At 65.2% G+C, this 14,765-nt stretch carries 13 protein-coding genes; 8 read left to right on the top strand and 5 right to left on the bottom strand.

Translation table 11 applies throughout. From position 1 onward, the window contains the following. Positions 1–152: 152 nt before the first annotated feature. Together QZ332_RS10935 and QZ332_RS10930 are read right to left on the bottom strand one after the other, a co-directional pair. Positions 153–2,273: a sodium-translocating pyrophosphatase gene (locus tag QZ332_RS10935; protein WP_295765254.1), complete on the bottom strand. Its 2,121-nt coding sequence runs from the start codon at positions 2,271–2,273 to the stop codon at positions 153–155. Positions 2,274–2,677: 404 nt separating this feature from the next. Then, positions 2,678–3,319 carry a hypothetical protein gene (locus QZ332_RS10930; RefSeq protein ID WP_295765251.1) on the bottom strand — a complete coding sequence of 214 codons (642 nt, stop codon included), beginning with the start codon at positions 3,317–3,319 and terminating at the stop codon, positions 2,678–2,680. A gap of 737 nt (positions 3,320–4,056) precedes the next feature. Here QZ332_RS10930 and QZ332_RS10925 point away from each other — a divergent pair. Next, positions 4,057–4,917 carry a metallophosphoesterase gene (locus QZ332_RS10925; RefSeq protein ID WP_295765248.1) on the top strand — a complete coding sequence of 287 codons (861 nt, stop codon included), beginning with the start codon at positions 4,057–4,059 and terminating at the stop codon, positions 4,915–4,917. On the opposite strand, the gene QZ332_RS10920 is transcribed toward QZ332_RS10925, so the two are convergent. Beyond that, positions 4,898–5,095 (bottom strand): hypothetical protein, encoded by a 198-nt coding sequence (locus QZ332_RS10920; RefSeq protein ID WP_295765245.1) that lies wholly within the window; start codon positions 5,093–5,095, stop codon positions 4,898–4,900. The two genes, QZ332_RS10925 and QZ332_RS10920, sit on opposite strands and share 20 nt — an antisense overlap. A gap of 78 nt (positions 5,096–5,173) precedes the next feature. Between QZ332_RS10920 and QZ332_RS10915 the strand changes: the two genes are divergently transcribed. From QZ332_RS10915 to QZ332_RS10890, 6 genes are all read left to right on the top strand, one after another. Beyond that, positions 5,174–5,392 (top strand): helix-turn-helix domain-containing protein, encoded by a 219-nt coding sequence (locus QZ332_RS10915; RefSeq protein WP_295765242.1) that lies wholly within the window; start codon positions 5,174–5,176, stop codon positions 5,390–5,392. A gap of 4 nt (positions 5,393–5,396) precedes the next feature. After that, positions 5,397–7,280 carry a tRNA uridine-5-carboxymethylaminomethyl(34) synthesis enzyme MnmG gene (mnmG, locus tag QZ332_RS10910; protein ID WP_295765238.1) on the top strand — a complete coding sequence of 628 codons (1,884 nt, stop codon included), beginning with the start codon at positions 5,397–5,399 and terminating at the stop codon, positions 7,278–7,280. A gap of 44 nt (positions 7,281–7,324) precedes the next feature. Then, positions 7,325–7,990 (top strand): cyclase family protein, encoded by a 666-nt coding sequence (locus tag QZ332_RS10905; RefSeq protein WP_295765235.1) that lies wholly within the window; start codon positions 7,325–7,327, stop codon positions 7,988–7,990. Next, the gene (locus QZ332_RS10900) at positions 7,987–9,309 is read left to right on the top strand and encodes a MurT ligase domain-containing protein (RefSeq protein ID WP_295765232.1); all 1,323 of its coding nucleotides are present in this window, start codon (positions 7,987–7,989) and stop codon (positions 9,307–9,309) included. Before QZ332_RS10905 ends, QZ332_RS10900 begins: the two co-directional genes overlap by 4 nt. Before the next feature lie 3 nt (positions 9,310–9,312). Continuing rightward, complete coding sequence (locus tag QZ332_RS10895; RefSeq protein WP_295765229.1) at positions 9,313–10,047, top strand: type 1 glutamine amidotransferase; 735 nt, start codon at positions 9,313–9,315, stop codon at positions 10,045–10,047. Between the two features lie 277 nt (positions 10,048–10,324). Next, positions 10,325–11,107, top strand: a complete 783-nt coding sequence (locus QZ332_RS10890) for a cell wall hydrolase (RefSeq protein WP_295765226.1) — start codon at positions 10,325–10,327, stop codon at positions 11,105–11,107. Positions 11,108–11,506: 399 nt separating this feature from the next. Here the strand turns inward: QZ332_RS10890 and QZ332_RS10885 are convergent, their stop codons facing one another. Next, positions 11,507–12,439 carry a methyl-accepting chemotaxis protein gene (locus tag QZ332_RS10885; protein WP_295765224.1) on the bottom strand — a complete coding sequence of 311 codons (933 nt, stop codon included), beginning with the start codon at positions 12,437–12,439 and terminating at the stop codon, positions 11,507–11,509. Between the two features lie 14 nt (positions 12,440–12,453). Beyond that, the gene (locus tag QZ332_RS10880) at positions 12,454–13,431 is read right to left on the bottom strand and encodes an FIST N-terminal domain-containing protein (protein WP_363324037.1); all 978 of its coding nucleotides are present in this window, start codon (positions 13,429–13,431) and stop codon (positions 12,454–12,456) included. A gap of 472 nt (positions 13,432–13,903) precedes the next feature. Here QZ332_RS10880 and QZ332_RS10875 point away from each other — a divergent pair. Beyond that, positions 13,904–14,765 (top strand): Glu/Leu/Phe/Val dehydrogenase dimerization domain-containing protein (locus QZ332_RS10875; RefSeq protein WP_295765219.1); only part of this gene is annotated, 862 nt, incomplete at its 3' end.

Below are 14,765 nucleotides of genomic sequence, written 5' to 3'. Positions count from 1 at the left end.
CGAAAGGGACCCCTCCTGGGTCCCTCTCGTAACTCTCTTCCTTCCCGTTGATGTAGTTTCCTCTGCTCTTTCGACACTCTGAGGCCGAGGGCCCTCCGCTTTTGCGGAGGGCCCTCGGCCTATTAGAAAGGAAAGGAAGAAGGATGCAGCGGTCACAGGAGGCTCATCAGGTTGAACGCCAGGATCAGGCCGGAGAACACGATGGACACCGTGGAGCACAGCTTGATGAGGATGTTCAGGGACGGGCCGGAGGTATCCTTGAAGGGGTCGCCCACGGTATCGCCCACGACAGCGGCCTTGTGCTGCTCGGAGCCCTTGCCGCCGTGGTGGCCGGTCTCGATGTACTTCTTGGCATTGTCCCAAGCGCCGCCGGCGTTGGACATGAACACGGCCATGGCGAAGCCGGAGACGGACACGCCGCCCAGCAGTCCCACCACGCCGGTGGGGCCCAGGATGAGGCCGGTGACGATGGGCACCACGATCGCCAGCACGGCGGGGGACACCATCTCATGGAGCGCGCCCTTGGTGCACAGGCCCACGCAGGAGGCGTAATCCGGCTCGGCCTTGTACTGCATGATGCCGGGGATCTCCTTGAACTGACGGCGGACCTCCACCACGATGGACTGGGCCGCCTTCTGCACGGCGTTCATGGTCTCGGCGGTGAAGACGAAGGTCAGCATCGCGCCGATGAACAGGCCGACCAGGACCGTGGGGCTGGTGAGGGTGAAGTTCAAGATCTCGTCCGTGTTCTCCTGGACGATGTTGACATAGCTGACCAGCAGGGCCAGGGCGGTGAGGGAGGCGGAACCGATAGCGAAGCCCTTGCCGGTGGCGGCGGTGGTGTTGCCCAGGGAGTCCAGGGCGTCGGTCCGCTGGCGGACGGTCTCGGGCAGGCCGCTCATCTCGGCGATGCCGCCGGCGTTGTCGGCCACGGGGCCATAGGCGTCCGTCGCCAGGGTGATGCCCAGGGTGGAGAGCATGCCGACGCCGGCGATGCCGATGCCGTAGAGCCCGCGGTTGAAAGCGGCGGTGAACGCGCCGGAGCCGTCCACGATCTGGATGGAGCCGCCGGCGGCGAAGTAGCTCACCAGCACGGCCACGGCCACGATGATGATGGAGGTCATGGTGGACTTCAGGCCCAGGGAGATGCCGCCGATGATGATGGTGGCGGAGCCGGTCTCGGAAGCCGCCGCCAGCTCCTGGGTGGGCTTATAGGTATCGGAGGTGTAGTACTCGGTGAAGTAGCCGATGGCGCAGCCGCCGATCAGGCCGCAGAGGATGGCGATGTACACGCCCCAGCTGCCCAAGATCCAATAGGTCAGGGGGGCCGCCAGCACGGCCGCCAGGATGGCGGCGGTATAGGTGCCGGTACGGAGGGACTTCAGCAGGGACTCCTGGGTGGCGTCCTCCTTGGTCTTCACCAGGAAGGAGCCGAAGATGGAGCAGATGATGCCGCAGACCGCCAGCGCCACGGGCAGCAGCATGCCGTTCCAGCCGTAGCCGCCCACCGCGCCCAGGGCGAAGGTGGCCAGGATGGAGCCCACGTAGGACTCGTAGAGGTCCGCGCCCATGCCGGCCACGTCGCCCACGTTGTCGCCCACGTTGTCGGCGATGGTGGCGGGGTTCCGGGGGTCGTCCTCGGGGATGCCGGCCTCGACCTTACCGACGAGGTCCGCGCCCACATCGGCGGCCTTGGTGTAGATGCCGCCGCCCACGCGGGCGAACAGCGCCATGAAGGAAGCGCCCATGCCGTTCATGACCATGATGTTGCCCAGGGCCACGGGGTCTTCCACGCCGAAGGCGTAACGGAGCAGGAAGAACCACATCGTGATGTCCAGCATCCCCAGGCCCACCACGGTGAAGCCCATGACGGAGCCGGAGGAGAAGGCCACCCGCAGGCCCTTGTTCAGGCTCTCGGAGGCGGCCTGGGCGGTGCGGGCGTTGGAGTTGGTGGCGATCTTCATGCCGATGAAACCAGCCAGCATGGAGAAGATGCCGCCGGTGACGAAGGCGAAGGGGGTGAACTTGGAGAGCATCTTCCCGCCGGTGGCGAAGGCGATGATCAAGAGGACGATGAACACGATGACGAAGACCTTGAACACCGTCGTGTACTGCTGCTTCAAGTAAGCGTTTGCGCCCGAGCGGATGTTCGCCGCGATCTTGCGCATTTTCTCACTGCCTTCTGAGTAAGAAAGGACTTTTTTTGCCTGTATGATGGCAAAAAGTCCAGCCACTAGGGCGCCGATGAAACCGATCCAAAACAAGTTTTCCATAGCGATCTCTCCTTCTTCTGGTTTTGCGCTGTTTGACTCTGTAGCCTTATTGTAACATATCCGAATATTTTTTCAAGAGAATAGTCTGCTTTTTCTTACGCAAACGTTGTATTTCTTACAATTAGACAAAAACATATCCGAAAATATGGGCACTTTGCTTTAGTATCCAGGAAAATTTTCGTAAAACTGACCACTTTGTAGCGCAAATTTTGACATTCTTATAACGATCTTGCCGACCCTTGCCTCTTGTTCTTCCAAATATTTGAAATATTCACGCAAATTTTAAATTTTTTGCGTAACTTTTTTGCGTCCCCCGGCCGGCCGCGCCGCTTTGCAGCGCACTATTTTGCGAAAAAAGCACCTCCCGGACGGCTTCCCCGCCCAGGAGGCGCTTTTTCGATCGTTCAGTAGACCATTTGGAACTCCGTGAAGACCCAGCGGTCCTCCACGAAAACATAGGGGAAGGACCAGCTCTCCAGTCCCACCACGCTCTCCCCGTCGGCGTCCAGCAGATCCACCAGCACATTGACGGCATAGGTGGTCTCGTCCAGCTGCTCCGCCTCGACCCGGACCTCGCCCGCGCCGGCGTCCCGCTCCCGGCGGCTGCCGGAGGCGTAGAGCGCGCCGTCCACCTCCCGGTACTGGATGCGGGCCGTCTCCCCGTCCAGGAGGCGGTCCGTCAGCTCCCGGGAGAAGACGCCCCGCAGATAGCTCCGCAGGTCCTCCAGATCCTCGATGCCCTCCGCGTCCACCCGCTCATAGCGCCTGCCGTCCAGGAAGGCGCTCTCGCCGGAGAGGGACAGGGGGGCCAGGTCGAACCAGCCGTAGACCCGCACGGCCCGCTCATAAGCCGCCAGGATCTCCGCCTCCAGCAGGGGGCGGGCCGAAGACTCCACCATGGACGAGCGCATGTGCTCCACCTGCGCCGGCTGGGCCTGGACCGCCGGAGCGGGGGCCTCGGCGGCGCCGGACGCCGCCCCCTCCGCAGGCGCGGCACAGCTCGACAGCAGCAGCAACAGCAGTACGGCGGCGATCTTCCCGCGCATGACGGCACCCCCTTCCACGAAGCATCGCTCTATCCGCGCCCCGGGAGCGGGCCGTCCGCGGCCGGGGCCTCCTCTTATATTAAATGTATCATATCCCCCCTAAAAAAGCCACGATAATTTTTTATAAAAACCACGATTTTTCCTCCCCTTTTTTGACGTCCCCATACACGATGTAGCGGTCCCGCCGGGGCCCCGCCCCAGCGGTGGTATGGGCAGGCAAAAAGCCCGCCTTGGACACAGGCGGGCTCTCGCTTCGATCTTCAACGAGGCAATATGGGGGTCACGGCCGCCGTCATCCGGGGCCGGCATATCGTCAACGGGCGTTCGCCCGATCCGCAGAAAAGAAAAACCCACGCCGACGGCGTGGCTTCCGGTTTTCAGCGATCGCTGTGAGTCCAAGGCTCATCCAGAAAGATCATGTCGTCCAAATCGTCAGGTAACGCTTGTGTGAATACTTTCATGTCAGTATCCTCCTTCCTCTTGCTGCATTAGGGAGAGTATAACACACCGGTTCACATAATGCAAGACCCTTTTTCTATTTTACCTAAATTTTTCTCCCCCGGTTCCGACCGCTTTCGTCACTCCAGCCTAAGGTCGCCCTTTCCGGGTCGGCATACACGAAGTTTCCTGTATCCCGACACCTTTCTTTGTGTATTTTTCCTCTCGCCAGGGAAAGCTCCCCTGTGCTATACTACTGACCATCATCGAGGGACCCCTGTCCCGGTGGGGAGGTGTCTATGCCGAAACGTCCCAGGCCCCGCCGCCGCAGACGGGGCACCATCCTCATCCTGCCCCTCCTGGCGGTCCTGGCGGCGCTGTTCGTCTGGCGGGAGAACACCGCCTTGCAGGTGGAGTCCTTCTCCCCCGTCTTCCGGGACCTGCCCCAGGGCTTCGACGGCTGCCGGGCGGTGGTGCTGGGGGACCTGCACTCCGCCTCCTTCGGCGAGGGGAACGAACGGCTCCTGGAGGCCGTGGAGGACCAGGAGCCGGAATATATCTTCCTGGTGGGGGACCTGCTGGACTCCCTCCGGGACGTCCCGGAGGGCTACGCGGAGGAGACCGCCGTGGCCCTGGCCGCCATCGCCCCCACCTATTATGTCACCGGCAACCACGAGTGGGCCGTCGGCCATGTGCCGGAGCTGAAAAAGGCCCTGGAGGCCCAGGGCGTGACCGTGCTGTCCAACCGGTCCGTGACGCTGGAGCGGGGCGGGGACACAGTGGTCCTGGCGGGCATCGACGACCCCAACGGCTACGCGGACCAGAAGTCCCCGGAGGCCGTGGCGGCAGAGGTCCGCGCCGTCTACGGGGACCCCTTCTGGATCCTGCTGGCCCACCGGAACAACTACTTCCCCGGGCACTACAGCCGGCTGGGGGCGGATCTGGTCGTCTCCGGCCACGGCCACGGCGGACTGATCCGCCTGCCCTTCACCGACGGGCTGCTGTCCACGGACCGGACCTTCTTCCCCTCCTACACGGCGGGGCTGTACGAGGAGGACGGCTCCACCCTGTTCGTCACCCGGGGGCTGGGGAACTCCGGGCGCACCTTCCGGCTGTTCGACCGGCCGGAGGTGGCGGTGGTCACTCTTCGGAGAGGATGAGCGTCTCCTCCCGCAGGGCGTTGGAGAGCTGGAACCCCGCCCGGAGGCCGTAATAGAACGAGTACAGCTCGTGCGCCACAAGCTCACTGCTGCCTATATACTCCGGCCGGTCTTCGGGGGCCGGGATCCGGACCATCTCATTGTAAAGATCTTCCACGATCTGGGGAATATCGGTCATGATATCAGCCTCCAAAAAGCACATATTTAGGTATGCTTCGATAATATCATACCTAACTAGGTATGTCAAGGGGGAAATATGGGTTTTTCAGAGAAACTAAAGATGCTGCGAAAAGAGCTGCATATGTCTCAGCCAGCCGTCGCGGCAGAGATGGGGCTTTCCATGCGTGGATACCAAAATCTGGAGCTGGGCACAGAGCCGCGTTACACTTCCCTTTTACGTGTCGCTGAATTTTACGATGTCTCTGTCGACTGGCTGATGGGCCGGACGGAAAACCGTCAGGCCCACCGGAGCTGAGGCCATGCGGGAATTCCAAGCCGGACGGTTCGACGTCGCCGTCGTCGGCGCGGGCCACGCCGGGATCGAGGCCGCCCTGGCCTCCGCCCGCCTGGGGATGGAGACCATCGTCTTCACCATCAACCTGGACGCCGTGGGCAACATGCCCTGCAACCCCGCCATCGGCGGCACCGGCAAGGGCCACCTGGTCCGGGAGCTGGACGCCCTGGGGGGCGAGATGGCCCGGGCCGCAGACGAGTGCTGTATCCAGTACCGCCTCCTGAACAAGGGCAAGGGCCCCGCCGTCTGGTCCCTCCGGGCCCAGGCGGACCGCCGGGCGTATCAGGGCCGCATGAAGCACGCCCTGGAACGCCAGGAGCACCTCACCGTCCGCCAGGGCGAGGTCGTGGAGGTGCGGACCGAGGGCGGCGCGGTCAGCGCCGTGGTCCTGGCCACGGGCGCGGTGTTCTCCGCCGGGGCCGTCATCCTGGCCACGGGCACCTACCTCGCCGGGCGGACCATCGTGGGCGAGTGGGTGGAGGCGTCCGGCCCCGACGGGATGCACGCCGCCGGGCGGCTGACGGAGTCCCTTTTGAAGCTGGGCCTCCCCCTCCGGCGGTTCAAGACCGGCACGCCGCCCAGGGTCAATGCCCGGACGGTGGACTTCAGCGAGATGGAGGTCCAGCCCGGCGACGAGCTGCCGGTCCCCTTCTCCTACAGCACCCAGGACCCGCCGGAGAACCGGGCGGTGTGCTATCTGACCTGGACCACGGAGGAGACGAAGCGCATCGTCCTGGAGGACCTGGACCGGGCCCCCATGTACTCCGGCCTGATCGAGGGCGTGGGCCCCCGCTACTGCCCGTCCTTCGAGACGAAGATCGTCCGCTTCCCGGACAAGCTCCGCCACCAGCTCTTCGTGGAGCCCATGGGCCTGGACACCGAGGAGGTCTATATCCAGGGCTTCTCCTCCTCCATGCCGGAGGACGTGCAGATCCGGATGCTCCACAGCGTCCCCGGGCTCCGCCGGGCCGTCATGACCCGGCCCGCCTACGCCATCGAGTACGAGTGCATCGACCCCCTGGCCCTCAGCCCCGCGCTGGAGGTCAAGGCCGTCCCCGGCCTCTACGGCGCGGGACAGTTCAACGGCTCCTCCGGCTATGAGGAGGCGGCGGTCCAGGGCTTCGCCGCGGGGGTCAACGCCGCCCGGAAGCTCCGGGGGGAGGGGCCGTTCATCCTCTCCCGCGCGGAGAGCTATATCGGCACCCTCATCGACGACCTGGTGACCAAGGGCACCAACGAGCCCTACCGCATCATGACCTCCCGGAGCGAGTACCGCCTCCTGCTCCGCCAGGACAACGCGGACCTGCGCCTGACGAAGCGGGGCCATGAGATCGGCCTGGTGTCCGAGGCGCGGCTCCGGGCCGTGGAGGCGAAGTATGCCGCCGTGGAGCGGGAGATCGGCCGGCTCCGGCACGCCGGGGCGTCCCCGTCGCCCGCGCTGGCGGCGTTCCTCCGCTCCAAGGGCACGGCGGACGCGCCGGGGGGCTGCCCCCTGGACGCCCTGCTGAGGAGGCCCGGGATCCACTATGACGAGCTGGCCCCCTTCGACCCGGGGCGGCCGGACCTGCCGCCGGACGTGCGGGAGCAGGTGGAGATCTCCGTCAAGTACGAGGGCTATATCCGCCGCCAGGAGAAGCAGGTGGAGGACTTCCGCCGCATGGCCTCCCGCCGCCTGCCGCCGGACATCGACTATGGCGGCATCCAGGGCCTCCGGCTGGAGGCCAGGGAGAAGCTCTCCGCCGTCCGGCCCCTGGACCTGGGACAGGCGTCCCGCGTCTCCGGGGTGTCCCCGGCGGACGTGGCCGCTTTGATGATCTATCTGGAGACCGGTCCCGGAAGGTCCGTTTGACCCCGTCCAAACCTGTCTATACTCGTGAGAAAGGAAGCGTTCCCATGCTCATCGATATGACCCATACCATCGCCCCGGAGATCCCCATCTATCCCGGCACGCCGGCCCCCGCCCTCTCCCCCGCCTGCACCTTCAACAAGGACGGCTTCCGGGAGACCCTGCTGACCCTCTCCTCCCACACCGGCACCCATATGGACGCCCCCGCCCACCTGCTGCGGGACGGGCGGACCCTGGACCAGATGCCCATGTCCCAATTCTCCGGCCGGGCCACGGTGCTGGACGTGTCCGGGGAGGGCCCGGTCATCACGGAGGCGTTCCTCCGCTCCAACCTGGAGTCCATCCGGCATGCCGACTACATCCTGTTCTACACGGGCTGGGAGGAGCGCTGGGGCACGGAGGGCTTCCTGGAGGACGCCTTCCCCGTCCCCGACGAGGCGGCGGCGCGCTATCTGGTCTCCCGGTGCCTCAAGGGCGTGGGCACCGACGCGATCAGCATCGACCGCATGTCCGACAGCCGCCTGCCCATCCACCACATCCTCCTGCGGGACAGCGTGATGAGCATCGAGAACCTTTGCCTGAAGAAGGTCCGGGGACGGGAGGACTTTTTGTTCTTCGTCCTGCCCCTGAAATTCGAGGATGCCGACGGCGCTCCCGTCCGCGCCTTCGCCGATCTCCGGGACAGCCACGAAGAAGACAGGAGGGGACGATGAGGAAGCTGATCGCCATCGCCGTATGCAAACTGGGCCGCGCCGTGGGCAGGCTCATCGGCAAGGGCAGCTCCATGCCGGGCAAGTTCGCCCTGAAGATCTGCCCGGACATCCTCCGGCGGGTGCGCCTGCCGGAGCACATCATCGCCGTCACGGGATCCAACGGCAAGACCTCCACGGTGGAGATGATCGCCGCCGTCCTCCGGGCGGACGGGAAGACCGTCGTGTACAACGAGGAGGGCTCCAACCAGATCGAGGGCGTGGCCACCCTGGTGCTGACCCACGCCACCCTGGGCGGACGGGTCCGGGCCGACGTGCTGCTCATCGAGTCCGACGAGCGCTACGCCGCCCATACCTTCCGGTATTTCCACCCCACGGAGTTCGTGGTGACCAACCTCTACCGGGACCAGCTCACCCGGAACGGCCACCCGGAGTGGGTCTATGACTCCCTCCTCCCGGCCATCCACCCGGACACGGAGCTGCTGCTGAACGCCGACGACCCCCTGTCCTCCTGCTTCGCCCGGGGGCACGGGAAGGTCAAGTGGTTCGGCCTGGACAAGTGCGCCGTCTCCACGGACGCGCCCACCGGGGCCTATCGGGACGGGGCCTACTGCCCGGTGTGCCATGCCCCCATGGAGTATGACTACGTCCACTATAACCACATCGGCGCGTACCGCTGCACGAAGTGCGGGCACCGGAAGCCCCGGACCGACTACACCGTCACGGCGGTGGACACGGACCGCTGGACCGTCACCATCGACGGCAGGGTCCAGATCGCCCTGGCCTTCCAGAGCATCTACAACATCTACAACATCCTGGCGGCCTACGCCGCCTGCCGGGAATGCGGCGTCAGCGGGGAGACCGCCGCCGCCGTCCTGGGCAGCTACCTGCTGAAAAACGGCCGGATGCAGAAGTTCCGCCTGGGGGCCCGCCACGGCACCCTGCTGACCAGCAAGCACGAGAACTCCGTGGCCTATGACACGAACCTGCGCTATATCGCCGCGCAGGACCGGGACTGCGTGGTCCTGGTCATCGTGGACGCGGTGAGCCGGAAGTATTTCACCAGCGAGACCAGCTGGCTGTGGGACATCGACTTCGACCAGCTCAGCGCCCCCCATGTCAAGCGGGTGGTGCTGGCGGGCCGGTACTGCGGCGACCTGGCGGAGCGGCTGTCCTACACCGGGCTTGAAAACTGGTCCGTGGAGCCGGACATCGCCGCGGCGGCGTCCGCGCTGAAGAACAGCGGGGACGAGGACCTGTACGTGGTCACCTGCTTCGCCGACCGGGACAAGATCCTCAGCCGCGTGGAAAAGGAGGCGTGAGGCATGGAAGTTCGGATCGTCCATTTCTACCCCGACCTGATGGATCTCTACGGCAGCCGGGCCAACGTGCTGGCCCTGGAGCGCTATCTGAAGGGCCTGGGCTGCGACGTCACGGTGGAGGCCGTCCTCCCCGGCGCCGGCGCGGACCTCTCCCGCGGGGACTTCTTCTATATGGGCGCGGGCACCGAGCGGGCCGCCCGGGCCGCTATGGAGGATTTCGCCCGCTTCGCCGGGCCGCTGGAGGCCGCCGCCCGGGACAACGCGGCCATGCTTTTCGCCGGGACCGCCATGGACCTGCTGGGCAAGACGGTCCGGGAGGCCGACGGCAGCGCTTACGACGGCCTGGGCCTGGCCTCCTTCACGACGGAGCACGGCAAGCGCCGCATCGTGGGGGACGTCTACGCCCATACGGACCTCTATCCCGAGGCGGTGGTGGGCTTCATCAACAAGTGCGGCGTCGTCACCGGCGTGGAGACGCCGCTGTTGACCTCGCTGGACCTGGGCTTCGGCAACGAGAAGGAGCGGGGCCCGGAGGGCTTCCACTGGAAGAACGTGTTCGCCTCCCAGCTCACCGGCCCCCTGCTGGTCAAGAACCCCAAGCTGCTGGAGACGGCCGCCGCCGCCATCTACGCCCGCCGGGGCAGGCCCCTGCCGGTGGACCGGCCCACGGACCGCTGGGCGGAGGAGGCTTACGCCGTCACGGAGGAGCAGCTGCGCCTGCGGGCGCAGGCGAAGTGAACGCATAAGGCCGAGGGACGGGCAAGCCCCCAGGACTTTTTCAAAGTCCTGGGGGCTTCCTGATCCAAAAGGCCCGGGAGGCCCTCCCGGGCCTCCCGGGCACGGCTCCCTCCCCGTTGGCGGCATCTCCCGTTTTTCGACGCCCCGGAGGGCCGGGACATGGTCCCGGCCCTCGGCTTTTCCCAGCATCTCCCTCCCCTGCCAGATCTTAAGCCTTGTAACCGGGCCGTGTTTTCGGTATCCTTATCAGTGAACTCCACACAAGGAAGGAGACAACATGAAACGGAAACTCTTATGCGGGCTCCTCGCCTCTGCGGCCCTCTGCTTCCCGGCGGAGGCGGCACGGCCTGTCGCCGTCCAGTTGGACGGTGAACCTCTGGAGATCTCGGCCTATGTGGAAAACGGCACGACTTACGCCCCCCTCCGGGACCTGCTGGAGTCCTTAGGCGGCTGGACCGTCTGGTGGGACGGCGCCTCCGGCACCGCCCGCGCCGCCTCCGGCGAGATCCAGCTGTCGGCGGACCCCGGCCGGGACCTCCTGACCGTCGGCGGCCGGCTCCGCGCCTGTCCTGTGGCCGTGGTGGAGGGCCGGACCTACGTCCCCCTCCGCCTGACCATGGAGGCCCTGGGCGGCAGCGTCCGGTGGGACCCCTGGCTGGGCGGCGCGGCGGTGACCTCCGCCTCCGCGGACTGTGACGCCATGGACTACTATTGGCTCTCCCGCATCATCCACGCCGAGAGCGGCGGAGAACCCCTGGAGGGCCAGATCGCCGTGGGCAACGTCGTGCTGAACCGGGTGGCGAGCCCGGACTTCCCCGACACCATCCCCGAGGTCATCTTCGATGCGGAGGACGGCGTCCAGTTCGAGCCCGTGGCCAACGGCACCGTGGCGAACGAGCCCTCGGATCTGTCCCGGGAGGCGGCCCGCCGGGCCCTGGCGGGAGAGAACACCGCGGGCGGGTCCCTCTATTTCTTCGCCCCGGCCCTCTCCGAGGGGAGCTGGATCGACTCCAGCCGGAGCTACCAGCAGACCATCGGCTGTCACCGCTTCTACCAGTGAAGGCGTCCCCCGGCGGGGCAAGTCGCCGAAAACGTCTTTTCGACAGGCTGCACAAGTTGTCAGGACTTTCAAAAAAGTCCTGACAACTTTTTTATGGGGAACGAGAGGGGCCCTCTCTGGGCCCCTCTCGTCACGCTCTCCCTTCCCGCCGATGAAGCCCCCTCTGCTTTTCGGCGCTCTGCCCCGGCGGGGCCATCCCACTGGGGGGCTTTCGTCCTCGGTCCGGGCTCCCCGGGCCCCGCCCCCTCTCATGGGGTCCCGCCGCACGGAAAAGACAAGCCGGCAGCTCCTCGAGGACCGGCGCTGTCCGGCCCAGGAGCTGTCGGTTCGTCTTATCGCCCGGCCGGCCGCGAGGCCCTGCCCGCCGGCCCGGCGGGACGCGGGCGGCGGGCGGCCGGATCACATCATCTCGCTCACGATTGGCGGGATCTGGGAGATCATGTTGTCCATGTCCTCGAACATCGCGCTCTTCGTCGTCCCCAGGCGGCTGGCGGAGTCGATGTGCTTGACGACCTCCTGATACTGCCCCTTGATCTGATCGAAGTATTCGCGCAGTCCCTGCAGCTCCTCCCGGGATGCCTCGATGACGCCGGAGATCCCCTCCTGCACAGACGTCGCTCCCTCCGCCGCCGCCGTGATCTTCTCGAAACTGCCCTCCGTCTGGGCCACGATGCCGGCGCTCTGCCCCAGCGTCTGCTGGGAATCCGAGATGCTTTGGCTCAGCTCGCCGGCGCGGCACTCCACCTCGTTCACGCCGGTGTCCACTTCGCCCGCCAGCGCCTTGATCTCCTCCGCCAGCTGTTTGACCTGGGTGGCCACCACCGCGAAGCTCCGCCCCTCGGCGCCGGCCCTGGCCGCCTCGATCGAGGCGTTGATGGCCAGGATGTTGGTCTGCTCCGCGATGGACACGATCTTGCCCATGGACTGCTGGATCTGCTTGATCGCGTTCTCCAGGTGGGAGAAGGTCTCCGACATGGTGTGATAAGACTGCTGCACCTGCATGGACGTCTCGCCCAGCGCCGCCATCTGTCCCCGCGCCTCGGACACCGCCTGGCCGATCTCTCCCCGCACGCGGCTGAACTGCTCCGCCGTCTCATTGATGTTGGAGAAGGATCCGCTCAGGTCCTGGAGCTTCTCCTGGAACCGGTCCCCCTCCTTCAGCACGCCGGAAAAGGAGACGCCCACCTGGCTCAGCTCCCAAAGGGAGGCGACCTCCTTCTTGACCAGTTCCCGCTGATATTCCTTCAAACTGCCCGCCACATGCAGCACCGGGTAAAGGCTCTTCTCCTCCTGGGCCTGAGCGGACGGCTGTGCTTTTTTCCGAAAGAACATGGCTGCTCACTCCTTTACTCAAAGACCACGCAGGTCATGGACTGGTTGACGAAGCGGTCGTTATAGTGCTCCCCGTATCCCACGAAGCCGGCGTGATCGCCCAGCGCCGCCATGTCGCGCAGATAGTCCTGCATATAGCCCTGCTCGGAGAACAGCTTGTATCGGAACAGGCAGTTCACCGAGAAGATCGCCGACCGGCGGGGGAAATCCCGGCAGATCTGGCGGATGGTATCCTGCACGATGGCACGGTAATCGCCCAGCTCCAGCAGGATGAGCACGTCGGAGTCGTTCACCTGCCGGAAGCAGGCCAGGGCACTGCCCCGGACCTCCTTGATGGAGATGATGCAGATGTCCTCCCCGTTCAGCTTGCCGAAGGGGTTTTGGAACGTCCGGGTGAGGATCTCCTCGTCGGTCACATGGAGGATGTCCTTGTACACCTGTTTGGCGCTCTTGCCGTTCAGCGACCCCAGGATGTAATTCGCCCGGTCCGTGTTGGAGGCCACGAAGCGGTGGCCCGCCATCGGATGGTAGATGTTCTCCTTATAGGTCTTCACCCGGCCGTGCTGGTTCCGCACCAGGGCGTAGGCCACCGCGTCCTGATATACCCGCCCGTTGGCGGACACGCGGCCCTGGCCGCCGGTGCCGCCCACCAGGGAGATGCCCCGCTTGCGCAGGGCGGTATAGATCGTGGTGAGGACGCAGGCGTCGTTGCCGGAACAAAGATCGATGCACACGGTGTCCTGGCTGGAACCCGCCAGCGTCTGCATGTCCCGCTCCAAGCGGTGTATGTATTTCACAGGCATGGTGGACACCTGCTCCAGCACGTTGGCGACGGCGGAGACGCCGTCCGAGAACGCGATGACGCCCACGCCCTTCTCCACCATGCCGGTCTGATAGCTCATCCCGATGCATCCGATACTGGGCACACCGGGGAACTGCTTTTCCAGCGCCGCCACATGGTCCTCGAACTGTTCATGATTCGATAACAGCATGATGAACTGCGGATGATAAAGTCCTTGGAGCGCTTCCCTCAGATCCCCCCGCAGGCTCATACCAAAAAACTGTTTCATGCCATCGTCTCCCCCTTTTCGATCTGCTGAGTCCACCAAGTGTATCATTATATGGTAAGACCGCCGGTCTGTCAATAGGCTCCTCCCCGATCCGCCCCACGGACTTCGGTGCGGTCTGCCGGTCCTGCACAGGACCGGCCCGAAGAGCCCCCGGGCCGCCCCTCCGGAGAGGCGGCCCGGGGGCTTTTGTGATATTCGCTTTAAATCGGCGAAAATTTCTCCCGCATTTTAGGGAATTTATTTCTTGTGCAGGACCTCGTTTTTCCTATATCCTATAAGGAAGGAAATTCCCGGCCTTCCTCTCCGCCGCAGCTCCCAAAAAATGGCATGATCGGCCCCGGTACGGGGCATCCTAGGCGGCAGACGGACAAGGCCGGACAAAGGGGCGATCTTTATGTTGAAGAGCGAATACCTGCAGCGCGTCTATACCCAGGTGGTCACCAGGGACCCGGACCAGAAGGAGTTCCATCAGGCGGTCCTGGAGTTCCTGGAGAGCCTGGACCAGATCATCGACCAGCATCCCGAATATGAGGAGAAGGGCATCGTCGAGACCTTCGTGGAGCCCGAGCGGGTCATCAGCTTCCGGGTACCCTGGGTGGACGACCAGGGGAAGATCCAGGTGAACCGGGGCTACCGGGTCCAGTTCAGCTCCGCCATCGGCCCCTACAAGGGGGGGCTGCGGTTCCATCCCACCGTCGACCTCTCCATCCTGAAGTTCCTGGGCTTCGAGCAGATCTTGAAGAACAGCCTCACCACCCTGCCCATGGGCGGGGCCAAGGGCGGCGCGGACTTCGACCCCAAGGGCAAGAGCGACGAGGAGGTCATGCGCTTTTGCCAGAGCTTCATGACGGAGCTCCAGCGGCACATCGGCCAGTTCGTGGACGTGCCCGCCGGAGACATCGGCGTGGGCGCGCGGGAGATCGGCTACCTCTTCGGCCAGTACCGCCGGGTCCGGGGGACTTACGCCGCCGGCGTGCTGACGGGCAAGGGCCTCAGCTTCGGCGGCTCCCTGGTCCGCACGGAGGCCACGGGCTACGGCCTCTGCTACCTGACCGCGGAGATGCTGGCGAAGATGAAGGGCGACAGCTTCCAGGGCAAGACCGTGGTCATCTCCGGCAGCGGCAACGTGGCCATCTTCGCCACGCAGAAGGCCGCGGAGCTGGGCGCGAAGGTCGTGGCCCTCAGCGATTCCAACGGCTATATCCACGACCCCAGCGGCATCGACCTGGACGTGGTGAAGGACATCAAGCTGGGCC

This window comes from uncultured Oscillibacter sp. (assembly GCF_910584465.1).
Classification (GTDB): Bacteria; Bacillota; Clostridia; order Oscillospirales; family Oscillospiraceae; genus Oscillibacter.
The sequence above is the reverse complement of the archived record's forward strand: the minus strand, read 5'-3'. Positions and strand labels throughout refer to the sequence as shown.